General features: G+C 63.4%; 22 protein-coding genes and 1 tRNA gene. 12 read left to right on the top strand and 11 right to left on the bottom strand.

Annotated features, from left to right (window positions below):
• Positions 1-35 precede the first annotated feature (35 nt).
• A complete protein-coding gene (locus ACZ51H_RS10325; RefSeq protein ID WP_464801765.1) occupies positions 36-977 on the bottom strand; it encodes a GGDEF domain-containing protein in 942 nt (313 codons plus the stop codon).
• A gap of 151 nt (positions 978-1,128) precedes the next feature.
• Positions 1,129-1,203 (bottom strand) — tRNA-Thr (locus ACZ51H_RS10320).
• A gap of 86 nt (positions 1,204-1,289) precedes the next feature.
• Between ACZ51H_RS10320 and ACZ51H_RS10315 the strand changes: the two genes are divergently transcribed.
• The gene (locus ACZ51H_RS10315; RefSeq protein ID WP_464771425.1) at positions 1,290-1,460 is read left to right on the top strand and encodes a hypothetical protein; all 171 of its coding nucleotides are present in this window, start codon (positions 1,290-1,292) and stop codon (positions 1,458-1,460) included.
• Positions 1,461-1,473: 13 nt separating this feature from the next.
• On the opposite strand, the gene ACZ51H_RS10310 is transcribed toward ACZ51H_RS10315, so the two are convergent.
• A complete protein-coding gene (locus ACZ51H_RS10310) occupies positions 1,474-3,255 on the bottom strand; it encodes an aminopeptidase P family protein (protein WP_464801764.1) in 1,782 nt (593 codons plus the stop codon).
• Positions 3,256-3,361: 106 nt separating this feature from the next.
• On the opposite strand from ACZ51H_RS10310, the gene ACZ51H_RS10305 reads away from it, so the two are divergent.
• From ACZ51H_RS10305 to ACZ51H_RS10295, 3 genes are all read left to right on the top strand, one after another.
• Positions 3,362-5,422 (top strand): S9 family peptidase, encoded by a 2,061-nt coding sequence (locus tag ACZ51H_RS10305; RefSeq protein WP_464801763.1) that lies wholly within the window; start codon positions 3,362-3,364, stop codon positions 5,420-5,422.
• Positions 5,423-5,504: 82 nt separating this feature from the next.
• Positions 5,505-5,903 (top strand): acyl-CoA thioesterase, encoded by a 399-nt coding sequence (locus ACZ51H_RS10300; RefSeq protein WP_464801762.1) that lies wholly within the window; start codon positions 5,505-5,507, stop codon positions 5,901-5,903.
• An 89-nt stretch (positions 5,904-5,992) separates the two neighbouring features.
• Complete coding sequence (locus tag ACZ51H_RS10295) at positions 5,993-6,610, top strand: hypothetical protein (protein ID WP_464801761.1); 618 nt, start codon at positions 5,993-5,995, stop codon at positions 6,608-6,610.
• 52 nt (positions 6,611-6,662) lie between these two features.
• Here ACZ51H_RS10295 and ACZ51H_RS10290 read toward each other — a convergent pair whose 3' ends face one another.
• The 6 genes from ACZ51H_RS10290 to ACZ51H_RS10265 form a co-directional block, all read right to left on the bottom strand.
• The gene (locus ACZ51H_RS10290; RefSeq protein WP_464801760.1) at positions 6,663-6,938 is read right to left on the bottom strand and encodes a hypothetical protein; all 276 of its coding nucleotides are present in this window, start codon (positions 6,936-6,938) and stop codon (positions 6,663-6,665) included.
• A gap of 11 nt (positions 6,939-6,949) precedes the next feature.
• Positions 6,950-8,809, bottom strand: coding sequence for an ABCB family ABC transporter ATP-binding protein/permease (locus ACZ51H_RS10285; RefSeq protein ID WP_464801759.1), 1,860 nt, complete (start codon positions 8,807-8,809; stop codon positions 6,950-6,952).
• 173 nt (positions 8,810-8,982) lie between these two features.
• Complete coding sequence (gene dapD / locus ACZ51H_RS10280) at positions 8,983-9,822, bottom strand: 2,3,4,5-tetrahydropyridine-2,6-dicarboxylate N-succinyltransferase (RefSeq protein ID WP_460986913.1); 840 nt, start codon at positions 9,820-9,822, stop codon at positions 8,983-8,985.
• Positions 9,819-10,490, bottom strand: coding sequence for a pyrimidine 5'-nucleotidase (locus ACZ51H_RS10275; RefSeq protein WP_464801758.1), 672 nt, complete (start codon positions 10,488-10,490; stop codon positions 9,819-9,821). Before ACZ51H_RS10275 ends, dapD begins: the two co-directional genes overlap by 4 nt.
• A gap of 212 nt (positions 10,491-10,702) precedes the next feature.
• Positions 10,703-11,578, bottom strand: coding sequence for an LOG family protein (locus ACZ51H_RS10270; RefSeq protein ID WP_464801757.1), 876 nt, complete (start codon positions 11,576-11,578; stop codon positions 10,703-10,705).
• 79 nt (positions 11,579-11,657) lie between these two features.
• Positions 11,658-12,353 (bottom strand): extensin family protein, encoded by a 696-nt coding sequence (locus ACZ51H_RS10265; RefSeq protein ID WP_464801756.1) that lies wholly within the window; start codon positions 12,351-12,353, stop codon positions 11,658-11,660.
• A 159-nt stretch (positions 12,354-12,512) separates the two neighbouring features.
• Here ACZ51H_RS10265 and ACZ51H_RS10260 point away from each other — a divergent pair, with 159 nt between their 5' ends.
• The 8 genes from ACZ51H_RS10260 to ACZ51H_RS10225 all read left to right on the top strand — a co-directional run bounded on the left by ACZ51H_RS10260 (position 12,513) and on the right by ACZ51H_RS10225 (position 20,320).
• Entirely contained in the window at positions 12,513-13,673 is a 1,161-nt protein-coding gene (locus tag ACZ51H_RS10260) for a phosphoserine transaminase (RefSeq protein WP_464801755.1), read from the top strand.
• Between the two features lie 122 nt (positions 13,674-13,795).
• Positions 13,796-15,376 carry a phosphoglycerate dehydrogenase gene (gene serA, locus ACZ51H_RS10255; protein WP_449474356.1) on the top strand — a complete coding sequence of 527 codons (1,581 nt, stop codon included), beginning with the start codon at positions 13,796-13,798 and terminating at the stop codon, positions 15,374-15,376.
• Between the two features lie 53 nt (positions 15,377-15,429).
• Positions 15,430-15,843, top strand: coding sequence for an endonuclease domain-containing protein (locus tag ACZ51H_RS10250; RefSeq protein WP_464801754.1), 414 nt, complete (start codon positions 15,430-15,432; stop codon positions 15,841-15,843).
• Positions 15,840-16,970, top strand: a complete 1,131-nt coding sequence (locus ACZ51H_RS10245) for an ATP phosphoribosyltransferase regulatory subunit (RefSeq protein WP_464802886.1) — start codon at positions 15,840-15,842, stop codon at positions 16,968-16,970. The genes ACZ51H_RS10250 and ACZ51H_RS10245 overlap by 4 nt, the downstream gene beginning before the upstream one ends.
• A gap of 132 nt (positions 16,971-17,102) precedes the next feature.
• Positions 17,103-18,392 (top strand): adenylosuccinate synthase, encoded by a 1,290-nt coding sequence (locus ACZ51H_RS10240; RefSeq protein ID WP_464801753.1) that lies wholly within the window; start codon positions 17,103-17,105, stop codon positions 18,390-18,392.
• 4 nt (positions 18,393-18,396) lie between these two features.
• On the top strand, positions 18,397-18,579 hold the full coding sequence (locus ACZ51H_RS10235; protein ID WP_062113188.1) for a hypothetical protein: 183 nt from the start codon (positions 18,397-18,399) through the stop codon (positions 18,577-18,579).
• 173 nt (positions 18,580-18,752) lie between these two features.
• Positions 18,753-19,322 carry an NADPH-dependent FMN reductase gene (locus ACZ51H_RS10230; protein ID WP_464801752.1) on the top strand — a complete coding sequence of 190 codons (570 nt, stop codon included), beginning with the start codon at positions 18,753-18,755 and terminating at the stop codon, positions 19,320-19,322.
• A 113-nt stretch (positions 19,323-19,435) separates the two neighbouring features.
• Positions 19,436-20,320, top strand: a complete 885-nt coding sequence (locus tag ACZ51H_RS10225; protein ID WP_464801751.1) for a bestrophin family protein — start codon at positions 19,436-19,438, stop codon at positions 20,318-20,320.
• A gap of 3 nt (positions 20,321-20,323) precedes the next feature.
• Here ACZ51H_RS10225 and ACZ51H_RS10220 read toward each other — a convergent pair whose 3' ends face one another.
• Positions 20,324-21,655 carry a dicarboxylate/amino acid:cation symporter gene (locus ACZ51H_RS10220; RefSeq protein ID WP_464801750.1) on the bottom strand — a complete coding sequence of 444 codons (1,332 nt, stop codon included), beginning with the start codon at positions 21,653-21,655 and terminating at the stop codon, positions 20,324-20,326.
• 193 nt (positions 21,656-21,848) lie between these two features.
• Positions 21,849-22,424, bottom strand: coding sequence for a pyridoxamine 5'-phosphate oxidase (gene pdxH, locus ACZ51H_RS10215; protein WP_464801749.1), 576 nt, complete (start codon positions 22,422-22,424; stop codon positions 21,849-21,851).
• Between the last annotated feature and the right edge of the window lie 49 nt (positions 22,425-22,473).

Genomic DNA, 22,473 nt, shown 5'->3' with positions numbered 1-22,473 from the left:
TCCAGGAAAAGCCGGGAAGGCGGCAGGACCGCCCGTCATCCCATCAGGATCATGTTCCGCCCCTGCGCCTTGGCCCGGTATAGCGCTGCGTCGGCATCGTTGAGCGCGCCCGCCCATTCCGCACCTTCGTTGACCAGCGCGACGCCCGCCGAAAAGGTGATGGCGCCCATCGGCTCATCGGTGTCACGCAGCCTGAAGGCCCGTTGCCCTAAGTCCCGCCGGGCTGTGTCCAGCAACTCCACGGCCTGCTCTGGCGCCAATCCCTTCATTACCACCAGAAATTCCTCGCCGCCCCAGCGGCCCACCAGTTGGCCACCGCAGCTTTCGACCAGGGAAGTTGCGACCATCTTCAGCACCCGGTCGCCGACCGAATGGCCATATTGGTCGTTGACGCGCTTGAAATGATCGACGTCGCAGATCGCGACGGCGAAGGAGCGTTTCGCGCTTTTCAGCTGGTCCATCGCCGTTTCCAGCGCCCGCCGGTTAAACAGACCGGTCAACGCATCAAGGTTCGCGTCATGGCGCGCGGTGTCGAGTTCCTGCCTTAGGACCTCCACCTCCCTTGCTGCTGCGGCGAGATCCTGCTCGGCCCGCAATGAGCGTTCGATCATGTCGGAAATGACAAGGCCCACGCCAGCGACGTCCTTATCCGCCAACTTTTCATAACCGATGTTGAGGTCCCGGTTGAAATCTCCGGTCCGTTCTGCCGCGCTGTTGGCGACTTCGGCCAGCCGCAGGAGTTGATGCCGGGTCTGGTTTCTCAGGGCGTCGGCGTTATGGGCTGTACCCTGACCGCCAAAGCTGCCGAGACAGCGCACGAAGATGTCGTCCGCCTGCTGCTGACTCATCCTGATGCCGCCATCCGTGGCATCGTTGACGGCTTTCGACAGCGGCTCGTTCGTGCCGCTTTTCAACACGTAGCCCATAGCGTAATTTTGCGGCGTAGGCGCGAGGCTTTGACGCTGAAGAAAGGTCAAGACCTCGTGCGCAACGGCTTGTTGCTCGCGCACCTAAAATTCCCCCCGGATTTCCCGATTCCCCGCAGGCGAAATAATATGGATTAAATTACGTAACAATAATCAAAAATAGGAAAATAGGCGAGCATGACTTCTCCAGCCTGTCGGGAAATGGTGCTGCCGGCGAGGATTGAACTCGCGACCTCAGCCTTACCAAGGATGCGCTCTACCACTGAGCTACGGCAGCACTTTCACCATCCCGCAGAGCCTTTCGGGCTGCGGAGCCGGGCCTATGGCCGCGCGCGTCCTGCTTGTCAAGGCGGGTTGCGGCCGATGCCCCAATTTGCTTATGGCGCGGCGATGACCAGTGGACAGGACGATCGCAAGGCACGGCTGGCGCAGGCGCTGCGCGACAATTTACGCCGCCGCAAGGCGCAGGCGCGGGAGGAGGCAGGTCGCGCCACGCCGTCACCAGCCAACCAGAAAGATCAGCCCGACGAATAAGGGCGCGGCGCCGTCACAAGGGTGCGCAGGCCTGCTTCAACCATTCCAGCGCGTCACCTTCCAGCTGCGGCCCGACAATCTCGACAACCTTGGCATGATAGGCATCGACCCACGCCCGTTCGTCCGCCGTCAATAATTCCACCGCGATGGCATTGCGATCGATCGGCGCAAAGGTCAGCGTTTCAAAGCCCAGCATCTCCCGCTCGGCACCGGGCACGTCACGCCGCTCGACCAGCACCAGATTTTCGATGCGGATGCCATATTCGCCGGTCTTGTAATAGCCCGGCTCGTTGGACAGGATCATGCCCGGTTGCAGAGGTTCGTCGCCACCTCCGGCTGTCGCAATGCGCTGCGGCCCCTCATGCACCGACAGGAAGCTGCCGACGCCATGTCCCGTGCCATGGGCATAGTCGAGCCCTTCCGCCCAAAGAAACTGGCGCGCCAGAACATCCAGCTGGCTACCGCGCGTTCCCGCCGGAAACAGCGCCCGGCCAAGCGCGATATGGCCCTTCAGCACCAGCGTGAAGCGCCGCTTCATCTCTTCCGTCGGCGGCCCGATCGCGATCGTCCGCGTTACATCGGTGGTGCCGTCGCGATACTGGCCGCCCGAATCGACCAGATAGAAAGATCCCTGTTCAATCGGCCGGTTCGTCTTTTCCTCGACCCGGTAATGTACCACCGCGCCATTGGGACCGGCACCGCTGATCGTGTCGAAGGACAGATCCTCCAGCAGCCCGGTCTCCTTGCGGAAAGCCTCCAGCCGGGCGGCTGCGGTAAGCTCATCTACCCCACCCTTGGGCGTTTCGACGGCAATCCAATGCAGGAAGCGTGACAGGGCAGCTCCGTCGCGTGCCTGCGCTGCCTTATGCCCCGCAATCTCCACCGGGTTCTTGATCGCCTTGGGCAGCACGGCCGGATCGCGGAGCGACAATATCGTTGCCCCGCCCGCGTCCAGCGCTTCGAAGATCGCCGCCACCGCCCGCTCGGGGTCCGCTGCCACCGTCTTGCCTGCAAACCCTCCCAGCGCCCCCGCAAAGTCCGCGCGCGGATGCACTCGCATTGCGTTGCCCAGATGCTGCACGACCGCTTCATCGATCTTCTCGGGCGCGACATAGAGGTCCGCCGTCGCATCGGCGTGGACTATCGCATAGGCCAGCGCGACAGGCGTGCGGGACACATCCTTGCCCCGGATGTTGAAGGTCCAGGCGATGGAATCGAGCGCCGACAGCACCACCGCGTCCGCCTTCTTCGCCGTCAGCCAATCCGCCATCGCCTGCCGCTTTTCTGCGGCGCTCTGCCCGGCATAGCGATCCTCATGGATCATCAGCCGCGCATCGCTGGGGGCAGGGCGATCGGGCCAAACGGCATCCACCGGATTGGTCTCCACCGCCACCAGCTCCGCCCCGCGTTCTGCCAGCGCTTCGCCCGCCGCCTTCACCCATGCGCGGGTGTGCAGCCAGGGATCATAGCCGATGCGCCCGCCCTGGGGAGCATGAACGCCCAGCCATGCTGCGACGGAGGTCTGCGGCACGCTTTCATATTGCCAGTGCGCGGCATCGACCTGCTCGCGCACTTGCAAGGTATAGCGGCCATCGACGAAAATCGTCGCTTCTTGCCGAAGCACCACCGCGCTCCCCGCCGATCCCTGAAAGCCCGTCAGCCAGGCGAGGCGCTGCGCATATTCGCCAACATATTCGCTCATATGCTCATCGGTCAGCGGCACAACAAAACCGTCCAGCCGCTCGCGCATCAGCTGTTCGCGCAGGGCTTTTAGACGGTCTTCATGGGTCGACATCGCATTTCCTTGATCGAGAACCCTTGCGCAGGGCAGGCTGCCGCCAACATAAGCAGGCCCAGCCGCTTATGCCAGCGCGCCTCCTATACCAGAATCAGGATACTGAATGACCGCCGACAGCACGCCTCCTTCCGCCGCCCGCCGCCCGCACAGCTTCGCCCGCCATGGCATCACGGTGGAAGATCCCTGGGCATGGCTGCGCGATCCGGGTTATCCGGACGTGAAGGACAAGGATGTCCTGTCCTATCTTGAGGCGGAAAACGCCTTCTTCGAAAAAGCGATGGAGCCCCACAAGCGGCTGACCGACGCGCTCTTTGCGGAGATGAAGGGCCGCATCAAGGAAGACGACAGCTCCGTTCCGCAAAAGGACGGCGACTATGTCTATTGGCGGGCGTTCGAAACCGGCGCGCAATATCGCAAATGGTATCGCCGCCCGGTCGCTGGCGGCGAGGACCAACTGATCCTGGATGAGCCGTCACTGGCGGAAGGGCATGAATATTTCCGCCTCGGTGCGCTGTCGGTCAGCCCGGACGGCCGCTACCTCGCCTACGCCATCGACAATAATGGGTCGGAACGGTTCGAGGCGCGGATCAAGGACCTGTTCACCGGCGAAATCCTGCCCGAAGTCATCCCCGATACGCTCTCATCCCTTGTCTGGACCAGTGACAGCAAGGGCCTCCTCTACGGCATTGCCAACGACCAATGGCGCACTGACAATGCGCGGCTCCACTGGCTGGGCCAGCCGGTGGATAGCGATGTCGAGCTTTTCCATGAGGATGATGAGGGCTTCCGCGTGTCGGTCGGCCTCACCTCCTCGGAAAAATGGATCGTCATCGCCACAGGCGACCATGTCACCACCGAAAGCTGGTTGCTGCCCGCCGACAATCCCTTGGCTCAGCCGCTGCTCGTTTCCGCGCGCAAGCCCGGCCGCGAATATGATGTCGATGAGCATGAGGACACGCTCTACATCCGCACCAACGACACCCATCCCAACTTCCGGCTGGTAAAAGCCTCGCTGAATGCTCCGGATAACTGGTCGGAAGTGATCGCCGCCGATCCGCATTTCTACCTGACCGATTTCACCCTGTTCAAAAACTTCTACGTCACCGAAGGGCGGCAGGACGGGCTCGACCAGATCGAACTGCGCGATTACGCGACCCACTCGGCCAAGCGGCTTTCCTTCCCGGAGGCGAGCTATTCCGCCTCGCTCGACGACAATCCCGAATATGACGTGACGAAGCTGCGCATCGGCTATGAATCCATGGTCACGCCGGACACCATCTACGACTATCACCTCGCCACCGGCGAGATGGAGGTCCTGAAGGTCCAGGAAATCCCCTCAGGCTACGACGCGACCCGCTACGCAACTGAACGGGTGACCATCCCCGCGCGTGACGGCACGCCCATCCCGGTCTCCATCGTATATCCCAAGGACTACCCCCGCGACGGCAGCGCGCCGCTGCACCTCTATGGCTATGGCGCCTATGGCATCGCGATGGAGCCGGGTTTTTCAACCAGCCGCCTGTCGCTGCTCGACCGCGGCTTTGTGTTCGCGCTCGCCCATATCCGGGGCGGTGATGACCTTGGCCAGCAATGGTATCTGGACGGCAAGCTCGACAAGCGCACCAACACCTTCAACGACTTTGTCGACGTGGCGAAGGGCTTGGTCGAACGCGGCTATACCTCAAAGGGTCGGATCAGCATCTCCGGCGGCTCGGCGGGCGGCGAGTTGATGGGGGCAGTCATCAATAGCGATCCCGACCTCTGGGGCGCCGTCGTCGCGCACGTCCCATTCGTCGATGTCCTCAACACCATGCTCGATGAAAGCCTGCCCCTGACGCCCGGCGAATGGCCCGAATGGGGGAATCCGATCGAGGACAAGGCGGCGTTCGAGACGATCCTGTCCTACGATCCCTACAATAATGTGAAGCCGCAATCCTACCCGCCGCTCCTCGTTACCGCCGGTCTCAACGACCCGCGCGTCACCTATTGGGAACCGGCCAAGTGGGTGGCAAAGCTGCGCGCGACCAAAACGGACCAGAATGTCCTGCTCCTCAAAACCAACATGGGCGCGGGCCATGGCGGCAAGTCGGGCCGCTTCGAAAGCCTCCAGGAAACGGCCGAGGAATTTGCCTTCATCCTTTGGCAGCTTGGCGTATCTCAATAGCCAATAATCTCTCCCCTCCCTTTTAAGGGAGGGGTCGGGGGAGGGTGCGAGCGCAGCGAGCCAGCAACGGAGCATCAATATAATGTCCTCCACCTACACCACCCAGATCACCGCAGACCCCGAGCATATCGACATGCTAGGTCATGTGAACAACGCCGTCTGGGTGCAGTGGATGGAGCAGGTCGCGACCGAACATTGGACGCGCGATGCTGCGCCGGAACATCTCGACGATTATGTCTGGGTCGTGACCCGGCACGAGATCGATTATCGCGGCAATGTGCGGGAAGGGGAGACCGTAACCGTCCGTACTTGGATTCCGGAACCGCCGCGTGGCGCTCGGTTCGACCGGCACATGGAATTCATCGGCCCAGACGGCAAGGTCAAGGTCAGCGCCACATCCACCTGGGCGATCATCGACCGGACAAGCGGCCGCATCCTGCGCGTGCCGACCGATGTTGCCGCCCCTTTTCTGCCAGACTGACGGCAGCCCGTCTCTCTCCAGCAACCGCGCATCCGGAACCCGGTTCATTCCGGCACGTTACCCGGCTCTCAACAGTCTCAGGAGAGAATATGCGTAAATCCGGCTATTTCCTACGCGCTCTTGCCGCCGCTTCGGCGCTTTTCCTCGCGAGCGGTCCCGCGCTCGCAGGCGATGAAGAACAGGCGCTCACGGCCATCGCGCAGGCGCAGGGCAAGATCGACGCCGCCGCCAAGCTGCAGGCGGGCCAGTTCGATCCGGCCGTTCTCGCCAAAGCCCAGACTTCGCTCCGCCTCGCTCAGGAACGGCTGAAGAGCGGCAAGGAACAGGATGCTATCAAGGCCGCCGTCGAGGCGCAGGGCTTTGCCGACACCGCCATCGGCCAGAGCCAGGTGAGCGTCAAGACCGATGCAGAGGTTCAGGCGTCCACCGCCGCCGCCGCGCAGCAGGATGCCGCCGCCGCCAATGCGCGCGCTGATGCCGCCGAACGTGCCGCCGTTTCCGCTGCTGCCGACGCAAGGGCCGCGCGCGCCGCCGCTGCGACCGCCCCGGCCGCCACCACCGTCACTACCGAAACCGTGAAAAGCGCGCCTGTGACGACCGTCCGCAAGGCCGCACCGGTCAAGCGCAAGATCGTCCGCAAGACGACGTCCGCGCCCGCGCGTGCCACGGTTGTCGAAAAGACGACAACGACCGTCACCAACCGCTGATAGCTGAAAGGCAAGCGGCCTCGCGTCCCGAACCGGGGCCGCTTGCCTAACCTTAGGAGAAGATGCCCACGGCACCTTCCGCCCATAGCAACATCGCCACGATGAAGATGGCACCGGTCCACAACAACCGACGCCCACGCCCGGTAATTAGCCGCGCCCCGACCTGATAGATCAGCATAGCGCTGACGAGCAGCATGCCTGCCGCAAGGAAATCCTGGCCGGTCCAGCGCACCTCATCGGTGAACCGCATTGCGACCAGCGGCACTATTAAGATGATCGCGATCGCCGCCCATGGCGCCAGTCGCCAGCCGCGACCCGGGTCCGTCATCTGCCGCATTCTCAACCCGTCCTCATCGAGGCTTCCCTGACAGCGATGCCGTCATCGATCACCGGATCTGAGGGCATCTCCTCTCGCTCCGTCGCCTGGCGCGTCCACATCGCGGCATAGAGGCCATCGGCCCGCACCAGATCAGCATGGCGTCCGCGTTCCACGATCCGCCCCTGATCCAGCACGATGATCTCATCCGCGTCCACCACCGTCGACAGGCGATGCGCCACTACCAGTGTCGTTCGCTTGCGGGAAATATTGCGCAACACGTCCTGAATTTCCGTCTCCGTGCGGCTGTCGAGCGCGCTTGTCGCCTCGTCCAGCACCAGCACGGGCGGGTCCTTCAGCAGCGTGCGGGCAATCGCCACGCGCTGCTTTTCGCCCCCGGACAGCTTCAGCCCGCGCTCACCCACGCGCGTGTCATAGCCCTGCGGCAGCCGCATGATGAAATCGTGGATGGAGGCAGCCTTGGCCGCCGCCTCGATTTCCGCCTGCGTCGCGCCTGCCCGGCCATAGCCGATATTATAGCCGACCGTGTCGTTGAACAGCACCATGTCCTGCGGCACGATGCCGATCGCCGCGCGCAGCGATGCCTGCGTAACTTGCGCAATGTCCTGCCCATCTATCAGGATCCGACCACCCTGAATGTCGAAGAAACGGAACAGCGTACGCGCGATGGTGGACTTGCCCGCACCCGAAGGCCCGACGATCGCCAATGTCCGTCCGGCAGGGACGGCAAAGCTCACATCATGCAATATCTCCCGATCGGGATCATAGCCGAAGCGCACATGGTCGAAGCGTACTTCCCCCGCGTGGACCTGCAGCGCCGGGGCGTTCGGCGCATCGGCGATCTCCGCCTCCGTATCGATCAGCTTGTACATCGCCTCCATGTCGATCACGCCTTGCCGGATCGTGCGGTAAACCATGCCCAGCAGATCGAGCGGCCTGAATAGTTGGCTAAGTAATGTGTTAACCAGCACCACGTCGCCGGTGGTGAAGCTGCCCTTGCTCCATCCCCACACGGTATAACCCATCGCGCCCGCCATCATCAGGTTGGTGATCAGCGATTGGCCGATATTCAGCCAGGCAAGGCTGTTTTCCGATTTGACGGCGGCATCGGCGTAACGCCGCATCGCCCTGGAATAGCGCGCCGCCTCACGACTTTCCGCGCCGAAATATTTGACCGTCTCGAAATTCAGCAGGCTGTCCACCGCATGGGCGACCGCGTTGGTATCCATGTCCACCATGTCGCGGCGCAGCTGATTGCGCCATTCGGTGATGGTGCGGGTAAACCAGATGTAGAGGCCGACCATCGCCAATGTCGCAACGACGAGGCCCGGCCCGAACTTGACGAAGAAGATGACGCAGACCGCCGCAAGTTCCAGCACCGTCGGCGCAATGTTGAACAGCAGGAAATACAGCATCGTGTCGATGCTCTTGGTCCCGCGCTCCACGATCTTGGTGACCGCGCCCGTGCGCCGATCAAGGTGAAAGCGCAGCGACAGCCGGTGCAGATGCTTGAAGACATCATCGGACAGCCGCCGCCCGGCCTCCTGCCCAACCCGCTCGAACACGGCGTTGCGCAGATTGTCGAACAGCACGCTCCCAAACCGCGCGCCCGCATAGGCGACGACCAGGGCGACGGCGAGCGCTACGCCCGGTTCCAGACCCGGCGCCATCCGGTCGATCGCGGCCTTGTAGGCGAAGGGCATAGCCAGGCTGATGACCTTGGCGAATACCACCAACAGCATAGCAATGGACACGCGCCGCCGCAGTGCCGGAGCGTCTGCGGGCCAGAGATAGGGCAGAAACCGCCGCAATGTAGCCCAAACGGGCGGAAGGGGGGTGTTGTCAGGTGTGGATGGCGGCATCGGGGGAATGTAGGCGACCGGCGCCCATCTTATAAGCCCCTCCCTTCAGGGAGGGGGAAGGGGTGGGTGCGAGCGCAGCGAGCCGACGCCCTATCCCAGAGGGCGGCACGATTGCTGGCGCAATCGTGGCCCACCCCCGGCCCCTCCCGCAAGCGGGAGGGGAGTAGTGTCGCTCAATCCCGCAGCAGCTCGTTGATCCCGGTCTTCGACCGCGTCTGCGCATCCACGCGCTTCACGATCACCGCGCAATAGAGGCTCGGCCCCGGTGTGCCGTCAGGCAGCGGCTTACCCGGCAAGGACCCCGGCACGACCACCGAATAAGGCGGCACTTCGCCGATGAACACTTCGCCGGTCGAGCGATCGACGATCTTGGTCGACATGCCGATGAACACGCCCATCGACAGCACCGAACCCTTGCCGATGCGCACGCCTTCAACGACTTCCGACCGCGCGCCGATGAAGCAGTCATCCTCGATGATCACCGGGTCAGCCTGCAACGGCTCCAGCACGCCGCCAATGCCAACGCCGCCCGACAGGTGGACGTTCTTGCCGATCTGCGCGCAGCTGCCCACCGTCACCCAGGTGTCGACCATCGTGCCTTCATCGACAAATGCGCCGATATTGACGAAGCTCGGCATCAGGATGACATTCTTCGCGATATGCGAACCCGCACGGGCGAAACTGCCCGGCACCGCACGGAAACCGGCGGCGCGAAACGCCCCTTCGTCCCAGCCCGCAAACTTGCTCGGCACCTTGTCCCACCAATGGCCAGCGCCCGGACCATTGTCGATCATGACATTGTCGTTGAGGCGGAAGGACAGAAGAACCGCCTTCTTCGCCCACTGATTAACCTGCCAGCCCTCCGCCGTGGGTTCAGCAACGCGCAGTTCGCCCTTGTCCAGCAGCGCCAGCGCCTTGTCGACCGCCTGACGGACTTCGCCCTGCGTGGTCAGGCTGACATTGGCCCGGTCCTCCCAGGCGGCGTCGATGGTGGCGATCAGATCTTGGCTCATGGTCTTGTCCCCAGAATGTCGGCCAAAAATGGCGTCAGATGGTCGGTTTCGAAATCGATAAAGTCCGGATGATGCTCATGATTGCCCGCTTCGGAGCCATTATTCACCCAGATGGTGGACATGCCGATCGCCTTGGCAGGCCGCAGGTTGCGCGCCATGTCCTCGAAGAAAGCCGCGCGGGTAGGATCGACGCCATGCACCCGGCACAGCTCTGCATAACCCGACGGATCGGGCTTGGGCACATATTGGCAGGCATGGATGTCGTGGATCAGCTCGAAAGCCTGGCCAAGGCCCAGTTTATCCAGAACCCGCTGCGCATAATCCGCATCGCCATTAGTGAAGATCAGGCGGCGGCCGGGCAGGGCAGCGATATGCGCATTCAGCGCCTCATCCACCTCCAGCCGATCCATGGAAATATCATGCACATAGTCCAGGAAAGCGCGCGGCTCGATGCCATGATGATGCATCAGCCCCGATAGCGTTGTGCCATGTTGCATGAAATAGCGCTTCTGCGTGGCCTTCGCGACGTCCGGGTCACAGCCCAGCAGCCCCTGGATGAACTCGCCCATCTTCACGTCGATCAGCGCAAACAGGTCCGCCTTCGCCGGGTACAGCGTATTGTCCAGATCGAAGATCCAGCAATCGACATGATCAAGCTCGGCACGCATGGCCGCGCCCTAGTCTTCACAACCCCAAGAGGCAACATCTAACCCTTCTCCCCCACGGGGAGAAGGATACGAAGCCTTGGCCCAAAAGGGCCTAGGCGAAGTTGGATGAGGGGGAGGGGGCTAGGCGCCATCTCTCGCCCCCTCTCCAGCTCCGACTAGGCGCTTCGCACCAAGTCTCCACATCCTCTCCCCTAAAGGAGAGAGGACAAGCATCAGCACCCCGGCCCTTCACTATCCTGATAAAAAGTCTGCACAGCCTTCCACGCATCCTCGGCCGTCTCGACCCAGGTCAGCAAATTCAGGTCCGAAGGCGAAATCACGCCCTCATCGGCAAGCGCTTCGAAATCCACGACCCGTGTCCAAAACTCCCGCCCGAACAGCAATATCGGGATGGGCTTCATCTTCCCCGTCTGGATCAGCGTCAGCAGCTCAAACATTTCGTCAAACGTGCCGAACCCGCCCGGAAACACGGCCAAAGCCCGCGCCCGCAGCAGGAAATGCATCTTCCTGAGCGCAAAATAGTGGAACTGGAAGCTCAGTTCCGGCGTCACGAAACGATTGGGTGCCTGCTCATGGGGCAGCACGATGTTCATCCCGATCGTCTGCGCGCCCACATCCGCCGCGCCGCGATTGGCCGCCTCCATGATGGAAGGGCCGCCGCCCGAACACACCACGAAGTGGCGGCATCCCGCCTCATTCACCGGATATTGCGCCGCCATCCCCGCCAGCTTGCGCGCTTCTTCATAATAGCGCGCCTTCTTCCCCAGATTCTCCGCGATCCGCCGCTGGTCCGGCGTCGTGGCGGCGTCGATCCTTGCCTGCACCTGCTCCGGTTCGGGAATGCGAGCCGATCCATAAAAGACGAAAGTGGATTCGATCCTCGCTTCGTCCATCAGCAGTTGCGGCTTCAACAGTTCCAATTGAAACCGCACCGGCCGCAAATCCTCGCGCAGCAGGAACTCGGTATCCTGAAAAGCCAGGCGGTAGGCGGCGCTGGTGGTTTGCGGGGTGTCCACGCCTTTCTGGGCATCGGCGGCTTCCTGCCGGGCGGGACGGAATTTGCGTTCTTCGATTTCTTTTCTTGTCATTCAACCCAACTTAGGAAGGTCAGCGGCAAAAGCCACCCGCCTTTTTCGCGCTCAGCGGCAAAAGCCGCCCTCGCCGCTGTCAGCGGCAAAAGCCACCTCTTCCACCCATATCGAAATGAAAATGGTCATGATGCGCGACATTATAGTCGGGGCTGAGCACCGTGCGGAACCGCTTGCAGGCGCTCGCTCTGACTACCTCCAGAAACTGCCGCGTCTGCCGGTCGCCATTCCATCCCTGCTCGATGGTGATCCGCCGCCCGTCTGACAGGACAAAGGCCGACACATCCACCGCATTGCTGTGCGCATGTTCGGACAGCCTCCCGCTGCCAGCGATCGGCCGACAATTATAGGTGCCGAAAGTCTCGATCCGCTCGATCTCCGCGCCCAGGATCAGTCGCGCGGCAGGCTGAACCCCATAGCGCGCCCATGCCGCGAAATTGGCTGCCAGCCCGCATGTCATCGCGCCCAGATTGGTGGCAGGCACGCCGATGTCGAGCAGCTTGACGCTGCCCATCGCCGAACAGCCGCCGCCGAAATTTTGATCGGGCAGGGGCGTGAACAGCACCGATTGCGATTGCAGCTTCACGAGGCACTGCCGCAATTCCATCGGCGGAGGCGCGGCAGGACGGGCGCTCTTTACAGGCTTGGACGGACGCTCAACCCGCCCGCGCGGGACGAGGTCCCCGCCGCACGATGCCAATGTCATGCACAGCGCCAGCAGAGCCGCCTGGCCCGCGCCGCGTATCGCCGCTTTCCCCCTGACCCGCTCGTTCATGATCAACCATTTACCATGCCTGACGCAATTGAGGGTTAACGAGCGCAACGGTTCGTCGCATCCAGACATTCAGCTTGACTCTTCCCCTGCGATCTTTAGGGCGGCCAGCGGGCCACGCGGTCCCAACGCCGCGCGAGCTCTCTGCAAGGAGAAGCGTACATGACTGATGTTACTGCCGCCGACGCCACCATTGCGCCCGCGGCCAAGCCGACGAATAAACCGGCTCGCCCCTATTTCTCTTCGGGTCCCTGCGCCAAGCCTCCGGGCTGGAGCGCCGACAAGCTGAGCGCTGAATCCCTCGGCCGCTCGCACCGCGCCAAGATCGGCAAGACCCGTCTCGCTTACTGCATCGACCTGATGCGCGAGCTGCTGAACCTGCCCGATACCCACCGCATCGGCATCGTGCCCGGTTCCGACACCGGCGCCTTCGAAATGGCGATGTGGACGATGCTGGGCGCCCGCCCGGTGACGACGCTCGCCTGGGAAAGCTTCGGCGAAGGCTGGGTGACGGATGCTGCCAAGCAGCTCAAGCTCGATCCCACGATCATCCGCGCCGACTATGGCCAGTTGCCTGACCTCGGCACTGTCGATTTCTCGAACGACGTTCTCTTTACTTGGAACGGCACCACCTCCGGCGTGCGCGTGCCGAACGCCGACTGGATTCCGGCCGACCGCGAAGGCCTGACCTTCGCCGACGCCACCAGCGCGGTCTTCGCTTACGAGATCGACTGGACCAAGATCGACGTCGCTACCTTCTCCTGGCAGAAGGTGCTGGGCGGCGAAGGCGGTCATGGCGTGCTGATCCTCGGCCCCCGTGCGGTCGAGCGTCTGGAAAACCACACCCCCGCCTGGCCGCTGCCGAAGGTCTTCCGCCTGATGGCAAAGGGCAAGCTCGCCGAAGGCATCTTCAAGGGCGAGACGATCAACACCCCGTCCATGCTGGCTGTCGAAGACGCGATCTTCGCGCTGGAATGGGGCAAGTCGCTGGGCGGCCTCAACGGCCTGATCGCCCGCAGCAACGCCAATGCGGCGGCGCTGAACAAGATCGTCGGGGAACGCGACTGGCTCGGCCATCTCGCCGCCGACGAAGCCACCCGCTCGACCACCAGCGTTTGCCTGACCGTCGAAGGCGCGGACGAAGCCCTCATCAAGAGCATGGCTGGCCTGCTCGAAAAGGAAGGCGCGGCCTATGACGTCGCGGGTTACCGCGACGCCCCGGCGGGCCTGCGCATCTGGTGCGGCGCGACGGTAGAGACCGCCGATATTGAAGCGCTCGGCCCGTGGCTCGACTGGGCCTACGCAACGGCCAAGGCTGGCTGACCCTCACCTAGTTACGTCACCCCGGCCTTGAGCCGGGGTCCCGCTTCTTCTTCCGTCCGCCCGCAGCCAAGCGGGACCCCGGGTCAAGCCCGGGGTGACGGTGAAAACACAGGAATCATCAGATGCCCAAGGTACTCATTTCCGACAAGATGGACCCCCGCGCCGCCGCGATCTTCCGCGAACGTGGCTTGGAAGTCGATGTAATCACCGGCAAGACCCCGGAAGAACTCAAGGCGATCATCGGCCAATATGACGGCCTCGCCATCCGCAGCTCGACCAAGGTGACCAAGGAAATCCTGGACGCCGCGCCTAACCTCAAGGTCATCGGCCGCGCAGGCATCGGCGTCGATAACGTCGATATCCCCGCGGCTTCGGCCAAGGGCGTGATCGTGATGAACACCCCGTTCGGCAACTCGATCACCACCGCCGAACATGCCATTGCGCTGATGTTCGCGCTCGCCCGCCAGTTGCCCGAAGCCAACGCCCAGACGCAGCAGGGCCTGTGGCCCAAGAACGGCTTCATGGGCGTTGAAGTCACCGGCAAGACGCTGGGTCTGATCGGCGCGGGCAATATCGGCTCGATCGTCGCCAGCCGCGCGCTTGGCCTCAAGATGAAGGTGGTCGCCTTCGACCCCTTCCTCACCCCCGAGCGCGCCGTTGAAATGGGCGTGGAAAAGGCCGACCTCGACACGCTGCTGGCGAAGGCGGACTTCATCACGCTGCACACGCCGCTGACCGACCAGACCCGCAACATCCTGAGCAAGGAAAACCTCGCCAAGACCAAGAAGGGCGTGCGCATCATCAACTGCGCCCGTGGCGGTCTGGTCGATGAAGCCGCGCTCAAGGAAGCGATGGATTCGGGCCATGTCGCAGGCGCCGCGCTCGACGTGTTCGTGCAGGAACCAGCCAAGGAATCGCCGCTGTTCGGCACCCCCAACTTCATTTGCACCCCGCACCTCGGCGCATCGACCGACGAAGCACAGGTCAATGTCGCGCTTCAGGTCGCCGAACAGCTCAGCGACTATCTGCTCGACGGCGGCATCACCAACGCGCTGAACGTGCCGAGCCTGTCCGCTGAAGAAGCGCCCAAGCTCAAGCCCTATATGGCGCTCGCCGAGGAACTGGGCAGCCTCGTCGGCCAGCTGGAAGGCGACCGCATCCAGGGCGTCTCGGTCGAGGTCGAAGGCCATGCCGCCGAACTCAACCAGAAGCCGATCACGGCGGCGGTCCTCGCTGGCCTGATGCGCGTCTATTCGGACACGGTGAACATGGTCAACGCACCCTTCCTGGCGAAGGAACGCGGCCTCGACGTCCGTGAGGTCCGTCACGACCGCGAGGGCGACTATCAGACCCTCGTCCGCGTCACGGTTAAGACCGAAGCAGGCGACAAGTCGGTCGCTGGCACCCTGTTCGGCCACGGCAGCCCGCGCCTTGTCGAGCTGTTCGGCATCAAGGTCGAAGCCGACCTTGAAGGCCACATGCTCTACATCGTCAACCAGGACGCGCCCGGCTTCATCGGCCGTCTCGGCTCGACGCTCGGCGAAGCAGGCGTCAACATCGGCACCTTCCACCTCGGCCGCCGCAGCCAGGGCGGCGAAGCCGTGCTGCTGCTGTCGGTTGATGGCGCGGTCAGCGAAGCCGTGCTGAACGACATCTGCAAGCTCGCAGGCGTGAAGACGGTGAAGCTGTTGAAGTTCGCCTAAAACTAAAAGCCCTTCCCCCTCGGGGGGAGGGTTTGGGAGAGGGGGAAGCAACGGTGCGCCTTGACGCAACGCTGAAACAACGCGCCAAACAAATGCGCCCCACCCCCACCCCTGCCGAACAAAAGCTCTGGCTCGTCCTCCGGGCCAACCGCTTCGAAAACCAGCAATTCACCCGCCAGACGATCATCGCGCCCTACATCGCCGATTTCGCGTCCAAGGCTGCCAAGCTCATCATAGAGATCGACGGGGATACACATTCCGCCAAAGATCGCTATGACGCACGGCGAACAGAGTTTCTGGAATCGCTAGGATATCGCGTGCTTCGTTTCGGCAACCCGGATGTGATGGGGAATATTGAGGGCGTACTCAGTGTGATTGCGCAAGCGTTGCGCCATTCCCCCTCTCCCCAACCTCGGCCAGAGTCACGTGCCTCTGGCCGACCCCAAGGGGGGAGGGAGTCAAAATAATGACCATCCCACCCGGCCTCCTTCCCGAAGGACTCTCCGACCGCCTGCCGCCGCAGGCCGAAGCCTCCGCGCGCCTCGCGCGCCGCGTGCTCGATACCGTGGCGTCCCATGGCTATGAGCGCGTCATGCCGCCGCTCGCCGAGTTTGAGGAAACGCTGGTCAGCCGCCTCAAATCCATGCGCGCACAGGACCTCGTCCGTGCCGTTGATCCAGTGTCGCAGCGCAGCATGGCGCTCCGCCCCGACATGACCGCCCAGGTCGGCCGCATCGCCGCCACCCGCCTCGCCAGCGCGCCGCGCCCGCTGCGCCTGTCCTATGGCGGCCCCGTGATCCGACTGAAGGCCAACCAGCTCCGCCCCGAACGCGAGCGTCTGCAAGTCGGCGCCGAACTCATCGGCAGCGATAGCGTCGCCGCCGCCGTCGAAATCGTCAACGTCGCGATCGAGGCGCTGCAAGCCGCAGGCGTCACCGGCATCACCATCGATTTCACCCTGCCGGATCTTATCGACAGCCTCGCCACCGGCCCGCTCCCGCTCGCGGGCGAAGACATCGAAGCCGTCCGCGCCGAACTGGACGCCAAGGATGCAGGCGCGCTCGCTGCGATCAGCTCGGCTGCCGCTGCCTATCTCCCCCTGATGGAAGCGACCGGCCCCTTCCACCCCGCGATGGAAAAGCTCGAAGCGCTGAGCGCGCAACTCGGTGGCGCGATCGACAGCCGCATCGCGGGCCTGCGCGCCATCGTCAAGCCGATCGGCTGGGACATCACGTTGACCCTCGACCCGACCGAGCGCCACGGTTTCGAATATCAGAACTGGTTCGGCTTCTCGATCTTCGCTGAAGGGTTCATCGGCGAAATCGGCCGGGGCGGCAGCTACGCCATCACCCGCGCGGATGGCTCGGAAGAACCGGCGATCGGCTTCTCCCTCTACCCCGATCCGCTGATCGACGCAGGTTTCGGCGCGGAAGCGCCCAAGCGTCTCTTCCTGCCCCTGCACCATGACGAAAGTCGCGCCGCGCAACTTCGCGCTGACGGCTGGCAGACCGTCGCAGCCCTCACAGGCCAGGAAAATGGCGAAGCACTGCGCTGCACCCATTGGCTGGACGGCGACGAACCGCGCCCCTACTGACTTGACGCATAGGGGGCAGCGCGGCTAACGCGCGCCCCGCATAGGGCGTGAAGCGTCCGCTTGATCCCACCGGCATGCCGAGTCCCGTCGAAGGGCATGGCCGGTCCCCGCGGCGGGCGGAGGACTGTATCTGTGGCTAACGTGACCGTAATCGGCGCTCAGTGGGGCGACGAAGGCAAGGGCAAGATCGTCGACTGGCTGTCGGAGCGCGCCGATGTCGTCGCCCGCTTTCAGGGCGGCCACAATGCGGGCCACACGCTGGTCGTCGGCGAAAAGGTCTACAAGCTCTCGCTGCTCCCCTCCGGCATCGTGCGCGGCACGCTCAGCGTCATCGGCAACGGCGTCGTCCTCGACCCCTGGCACTTCCGCGATGAAGTCGCCAAGCTCAAGGGGCAGGGCGTCGAGATCACGCCGGAAAATCTCCAGATCGCTGAAACCTGCCCGCTGATCCTGCCTTTCCACCGCGACCTCGACGGTCTGCGCGAGGACGCATCGGGCGCGGGCAAGATCGGAACCACCCGTCGCGGCATCGGCCCGGCCTATGAGGACAAGGTCGGCCGCCGCGCCATCCGTGTCTGCGACCTTGCCCATCTCGACGATCTTGGCCCGCAACTCGACCGCCTGACCGCCCACCATGACGCCCTGCGCGCGGGCTTCAACGAAGCGCCGATCGACCGCGACGCCCTGATGGCGGAATTGCGTGACATCGCCAGCTTCATCCTCCCCTTCGTCAAGCCCGTCTGGCTGACCCTCAACAAGGCGAAGGCGGCGGGCCAGCGCATCCTTTTCGAAGGCGCGCAGGGAACCCTGCTCGACATCGACCACGGCACCTATCCCTTCGTCACCTCCTCCAACACGGTCGCAGGCACGGCAGCGAGCGGCACCGGCCTTGGCCCCAATGGCGCGGGCTTCGTGCTCGGCATCGTCAAAGCCTACACCACTCGCGTTGGCTCCGGTCCCTTCCCGACGGAACTGGAGGACGAAACCGGCCAGCGCCTTGGCGAGCGCGGCCATGAGTTCGGCACCGTCACCGGCCGTAAGCGTCGCTGCGGCTGGTTCGACGCCGTGCTGGTACGCCAGTCGGTTGCGGTTTCGGGCGTCACCGGCATCGCGCTCACCAAGCTCGACGTGCTGGATGGCTTCGACACGCTGAAAATCTGCGTCGGCTACAAGATCGGCGACCAGACCTACGACTATCTCCCCGCCCATGCACAGGACCAGGCGAAGGCGCAGCCGATCTACGAAGACATCGAAGGCTGGCAGGACACGACGGCCGGTGCTCGCAGCTGGGCCGACCTGCCCGCTCAGGCGATCAAATATATCCGCCGTATCGAGGAACTGATCGGTTGCCCGGTCACGCTCGTTTCGACCAGCCCCGAGCGCGAGGACACCATCCTCGTGCGCGATCCCTTCGCGGATTGATCCGATGGCAGGCGATCGCTTCGAGCGTCACAAACAGCCCTGGACGGCGGATGAGCTGCAAAAGCTCCATTCTCTGGCGAAAAAGGGCATGGCACTGAAAGCGATCGCCAAGGCCCTGACCCGCAGCGAGGAGTCGGTAAAAGCCCGCGCCAAGCAGGACGGGCTTTCCATCGCCAAGCTGCGCTAAAGCCTCATCCCCAACCCCGTCATGCCAGCGAAAGCTGGCATCTCGGGCCTATGCGTCCTACCCCATCCTGAGATGCCAGCTTCCGCTGGCATGACGCATAGAATGGCCGATATGCTGGACGCGCGCTCATGCCGATGCGACAAACCTCCCCCTAACAGCAAGGGAGCGCCGCGATGCCACTCAACCTCCTCATCCTCTACGGCTCCTACCGGCGTAACCGCATGGGCATCCGCCTCGCCGACTATCTCATCAACGGCTTCCAGCAACTCAGCCACAAGCCCGAACTCATAGACGCGATGCAGGTCGGCCTTCCCATGCTCGACCAGCGTTACAGCGACTATCCCGCCGGTGAAGCACCCCAAGCAATGAGCGCGCTTGCCGACCGCCTCACCGCTGCCGACGCCTTCGTCTTCGTGACCGGCGAATATAATCGGGGCGTTCAACCCGGCCTCAAGAATCTCGTCGACCACTATCTCAAGGAATTCGACCGCCGTCCCGCCGCCATCGCCAGCTATTCGGCGGGCCGCTATGCCGGGGTCAACAGCCACGCGGCTTGGACCGTGACGCTGTCCGCCATGGGCATGGCCGTCATCCCGGAACGTTTGAGCGTCGGCCAGATCGCCCAGACGCTTGATGAGCAGGGTCAGCCACAGGGTGACGGCGGCGCGGCGCTCGAACGCGGTTTTGCGGGTTTCGCGAGCAGCCTCATCTGGTGGGCGGAAGCGGCGAAGGCAGCGCGCTGACCTCCCCCCGTTGCAAAGAGGGCGTAACGCGCAGCCGGTAAATTGTCCCCCGCCCGCATCCAAAGGATGGCCGCTTTGTTTATGCCCTCCTGTGCTGAAATCCGGAGAAATGCATGATCGTCAATGCCGCGCCCAGCCTGCGCCAGATTGCGAGTGAAGTTTGGAAGCCGCTCGCCCTGTTGTTCATCTGGGACTGTGCGGTCACGATCACCTATTTCATCCTGCCCTTTCGCGCGCCACCGCTGCCGCTCACCCTGTTCGGCTCGGCGCTGGCGCTCTTCCTCGGCTTTCGCAGCAACTCATCCTATCAACGCTGGTGGGAAGGACGCATCCTCTGGGGCGCGATGATCAACGCCTCGCGCAGCCTGGCGCGCGCCACGCGCAACTTCCTGCCCGATCCCGAAGCGCGGGACCTGAAGCGAGAGATCATCAAACGGCAGATAGCCTATGTGAACGCCTTGCGATGCCAGTTGCGCCGCCAACCCTTCGATGATCGGGTCACCGGCTTTATCGAGGAACGGGACAAGGAGCATGCGCTGGCGCGCACCAATCCAGCCAATGGCCTGCTGGACAGCGCCGGGCGCCGGATCGACATCGCCCGCCGGGAAGGATGGATCGACACTATCCAGCAAACGCAGATGGAAAAGACGCTGGTCGATATCTCCAATGCGCAAGGGGGCATGGAGCGGCTCAAGAACACGCCGTTGCCCATCCAATATCGGTTCCTGCCGACGCTGTTCACGCATCTCTTCTGCGTATTGCTGCCGATCGGGCTGGTGGAAACCCTCGGCCTTGCGACGCCGCTGGGATCGACGGTGGCGGGCCTCATGTTCCTGGCGGTGCTGCGGATCGGCGACGATCTGGTCGATCCCTTCGCTAATAGTGTCTATGATGTGCCACTCTCCGCCATGTGCCGGACGATCGAGATCGATCTGCTCCAATCCATCGGCGACGATGCGCCTGCGCCGGATCAGCCGGTCAGGGGCATATTGTGGTAGCGATCAGCTTCGCGGATCTTCGTCCACCATGTCCGACGCCAGCTCCAACCCCGCGCGGCCATGCGCGGGCGTATGGGCCGGGGCCTTGGGATGCGGCACGAATTCGGGTTCCTCGACCTCCAGCATGCCTTCCCATTTGGTGATGACCGACGTGGCGATGGCGTTGCCCAGCACGTTGGTGGCGGTGCGGCCCATGTCCATGAAATGATCGACGGCCAGGATGAAGGCGATGCCTTCGACCGGCAGGTCGAACTGCCCCAGTGTCGCCGCAACGACGACGAGCGAGGCGCGCGGCACGGCGGCGATGCCCTTGCTCGTCACCATCAGGACCAGCAGGATAGTGATCTGCGTCGCGATCGGCAGGTCGATGCCATAGGCCTGCGCGATGAAGATCGTAGCGAAGGTCGAATACATCATCGACCCGTCGAGATTGAACGAATAGCCAAGCGGCAGCACGAAGCTATAGATACGACGGGGGACGCCGAACCGGTCCAGCTGCTCCAGCATCTTGGGGTAGGCGGCTTCCGACGATGCCGTGGAAAAGGCGATCAGCAGCGGCTCGCGCACATATTTGAGCAGCTTGATCATCCGCCGCCCCAGGAAGATCGCCCCGGCGCCACAGAGCAGCAGCCACAGCGCGAAGAGCGAAAGGTAGAATTCGCCCACCAACTCGCCAAAGGTTTTGAGCACGCCCAGCCCCTCGGTGGTGATCGCCGACGCCAGCGCCCCGAACACGGCAAGGGGCGCGACCCGCATCACATAGCCCGTCACTTGCAGCATCAATTCGACCATCGCCTCGATAACGGTGACGATCGGCTTGCCCTTCTCGCCAATGGCGGTCAGCGCGACGCCCACGAACAGCGAAAAGACGACGATCTGGAGGATCGAATTTTCCGCCATCGCGCCCACCATGGACGTGGGGAAGACATGCAGGACGAAATCCCTGAAATTGAGTGCTTCGGTATTCACCGCGGATTGCGCGCCTGACCGGACAAGGTTCAGCCCTTCACCCGGCGCGAAGAAATTGACGAAGAAGAGGCCGAGCGTCAGCGATATGAGGCTGGCGATGATGAACCAGGCCAGCGCCCGCCCGCCGATCCGCCCCAACGCCGCGCTGTCGCCCATATGCGCGATCCCCGCGACCAGCGTCGAAAACACCAGCGGTGCGATGATCATCTTGATGAGGTGGAGGAAAATGTCGGCCAGCAGGTGGAAATATCCTGCCACATCCTTGGCAAGGGTCTTGTCGGCTCCGACCCACAAATTGGCCGCAAAGCCGGTGAGAACGCCCAGGATCATGCCAGCAAGAATGAAGGCCGTCAGTCGATTCCGCATGCAACCCCTCTTAGCCGTGCTGGCCTCACATCTAACAGGCGCCGACCGGAACGCCTATCCTGTTGAACGAACGACGACAGCCTTATCCTCCCTGCGCCGGAGGCGTGGGGAGGGGGACCAGCCAAAGGCTGGTGGAGGGGAAATGCGCAACGCTGGCCACGCTCCCTCCACCACCGCTACGCGGCCCCGCGCCTCAAGGATAAAGCAGCCCTTCGCGCCAACCATCGCCATCCCGCTCGAACAACCGCCGTTCGTGCAGCCGATGCTCACGGTCCTGCCAGAATTCGATCCGCTGCGGCACCACGCGAAATCCCGACCAGTGCGGCGGGCGGGGCACCGGCCCGCCCTCGAACCGGGCGACCGCATCGTCATAGCGGGCCATGAAAACATCCCGAGATGGCAAGGGGCGCGACTGGTCCGAAGCCCATGCGCCCAGCTGGCTGTCACGGCTGCGCGTAGCGAAATAGGCGTCGGCGGTCGCCTCATCGACCGTCTCGACCGGCCCTTCGATCCGGATTTGCCGCCGCAGCGACTTCCAGTGAAACAGCAGCGCTGCATGCGGATTGGCGAGCAAATCCTCGGCCTTGCGCCCTTCGAAGTTCGTATAGAAGACAAAGCCCTCCGGCCCATGCCCTTTCAGCAGCACCATCCGCACCGACGGCCGCCCGCGCGCGTCGGCGGTTGCCAGCGCCATTGCGTTGCTGTCGTTGATCTCGGCGTCGCGCGCTTCGCCATACCATTGGTCGAACAGGATGAAGGGATCGGTCATGCTGCTGATCTACGGCTGGTTTCCGTTCATGTCGATGGCCGCGCCGCTT

This window comes from Sphingobium sp. TomMM15 (genome assembly GCF_055397045.1).
Note: the sequence above shows the minus strand (reverse complement) of the source record. Positions and strands in the feature narration are given on the sequence as shown.

Excerpts from the sequence above, each read along its gene's own strand:
- ACZ51H_RS10290 (WP_464801760.1), bottom strand. The coding sequence starts at position 6,938 with ATGACGGACCCGGGTCGCGGCTGGCGACTGGCGCCATGGGCGGCGATC.
- ACZ51H_RS10265 (WP_464801756.1), bottom strand. The coding sequence starts at position 12,353 with ATGAACGAGCGGGTCAGGGGGAAAGCGGCGATACGCGGCGCGGGCCAG.
- ACZ51H_RS10260 (WP_464801755.1), top strand. The coding sequence starts at position 12,513 with ATGACTGATGTTACTGCCGCCGACGCCACCATTGCGCCCGCGGCCAAG.
- ACZ51H_RS10270 (WP_464801757.1), bottom strand. The coding sequence starts at position 11,578 with ATGACAAGAAAAGAAATCGAAGAACGCAAATTCCGTCCCGCCCGGCAG.
- ACZ51H_RS10225 (WP_464801751.1), top strand. The coding sequence starts at position 19,436 with ATGATCGTCAATGCCGCGCCCAGCCTGCGCCAGATTGCGAGTGAAGTT.
- ACZ51H_RS10230 (WP_464801752.1), top strand. The coding sequence starts at position 18,753 with ATGCCACTCAACCTCCTCATCCTCTACGGCTCCTACCGGCGTAACCGC.
- ACZ51H_RS10295 (WP_464801761.1), top strand. The coding sequence starts at position 5,993 with ATGCGTAAATCCGGCTATTTCCTACGCGCTCTTGCCGCCGCTTCGGCG.
- ACZ51H_RS10235 (WP_062113188.1), top strand. The coding sequence starts at position 18,397 with ATGGCAGGCGATCGCTTCGAGCGTCACAAACAGCCCTGGACGGCGGAT.
- serA (WP_449474356.1), top strand. The coding sequence starts at position 13,796 with ATGCCCAAGGTACTCATTTCCGACAAGATGGACCCCCGCGCCGCCGCG.
- dapD (WP_460986913.1), bottom strand. The coding sequence starts at position 9,822 with ATGAGCCAAGATCTGATCGCCACCATCGACGCCGCCTGGGAGGACCGG.
- ACZ51H_RS10300 (WP_464801762.1), top strand. The coding sequence starts at position 5,505 with ATGTCCTCCACCTACACCACCCAGATCACCGCAGACCCCGAGCATATC.
- ACZ51H_RS10315 (WP_464771425.1), top strand. The coding sequence starts at position 1,290 with ATGCCCCAATTTGCTTATGGCGCGGCGATGACCAGTGGACAGGACGAT.
- pdxH (WP_464801749.1), bottom strand. The coding sequence starts at position 22,424 with ATGACCGATCCCTTCATCCTGTTCGACCAATGGTATGGCGAAGCGCGC.
- ACZ51H_RS10220 (WP_464801750.1), bottom strand. The coding sequence starts at position 21,655 with ATGCGGAATCGACTGACGGCCTTCATTCTTGCTGGCATGATCCTGGGC.
- ACZ51H_RS10285 (WP_464801759.1), bottom strand. The coding sequence starts at position 8,809 with ATGCCGCCATCCACACCTGACAACACCCCCCTTCCGCCCGTTTGGGCT.
- ACZ51H_RS10310 (WP_464801764.1), bottom strand. The coding sequence starts at position 3,255 with ATGTCGACCCATGAAGACCGTCTAAAAGCCCTGCGCGAACAGCTGATG.
- ACZ51H_RS10305 (WP_464801763.1), top strand. The coding sequence starts at position 3,362 with ATGACCGCCGACAGCACGCCTCCTTCCGCCGCCCGCCGCCCGCACAGC.
- ACZ51H_RS10275 (WP_464801758.1), bottom strand. The coding sequence starts at position 10,490 with ATGCGTGCCGAGCTTGATCATGTCGATTGCTGGATCTTCGATCTGGAC.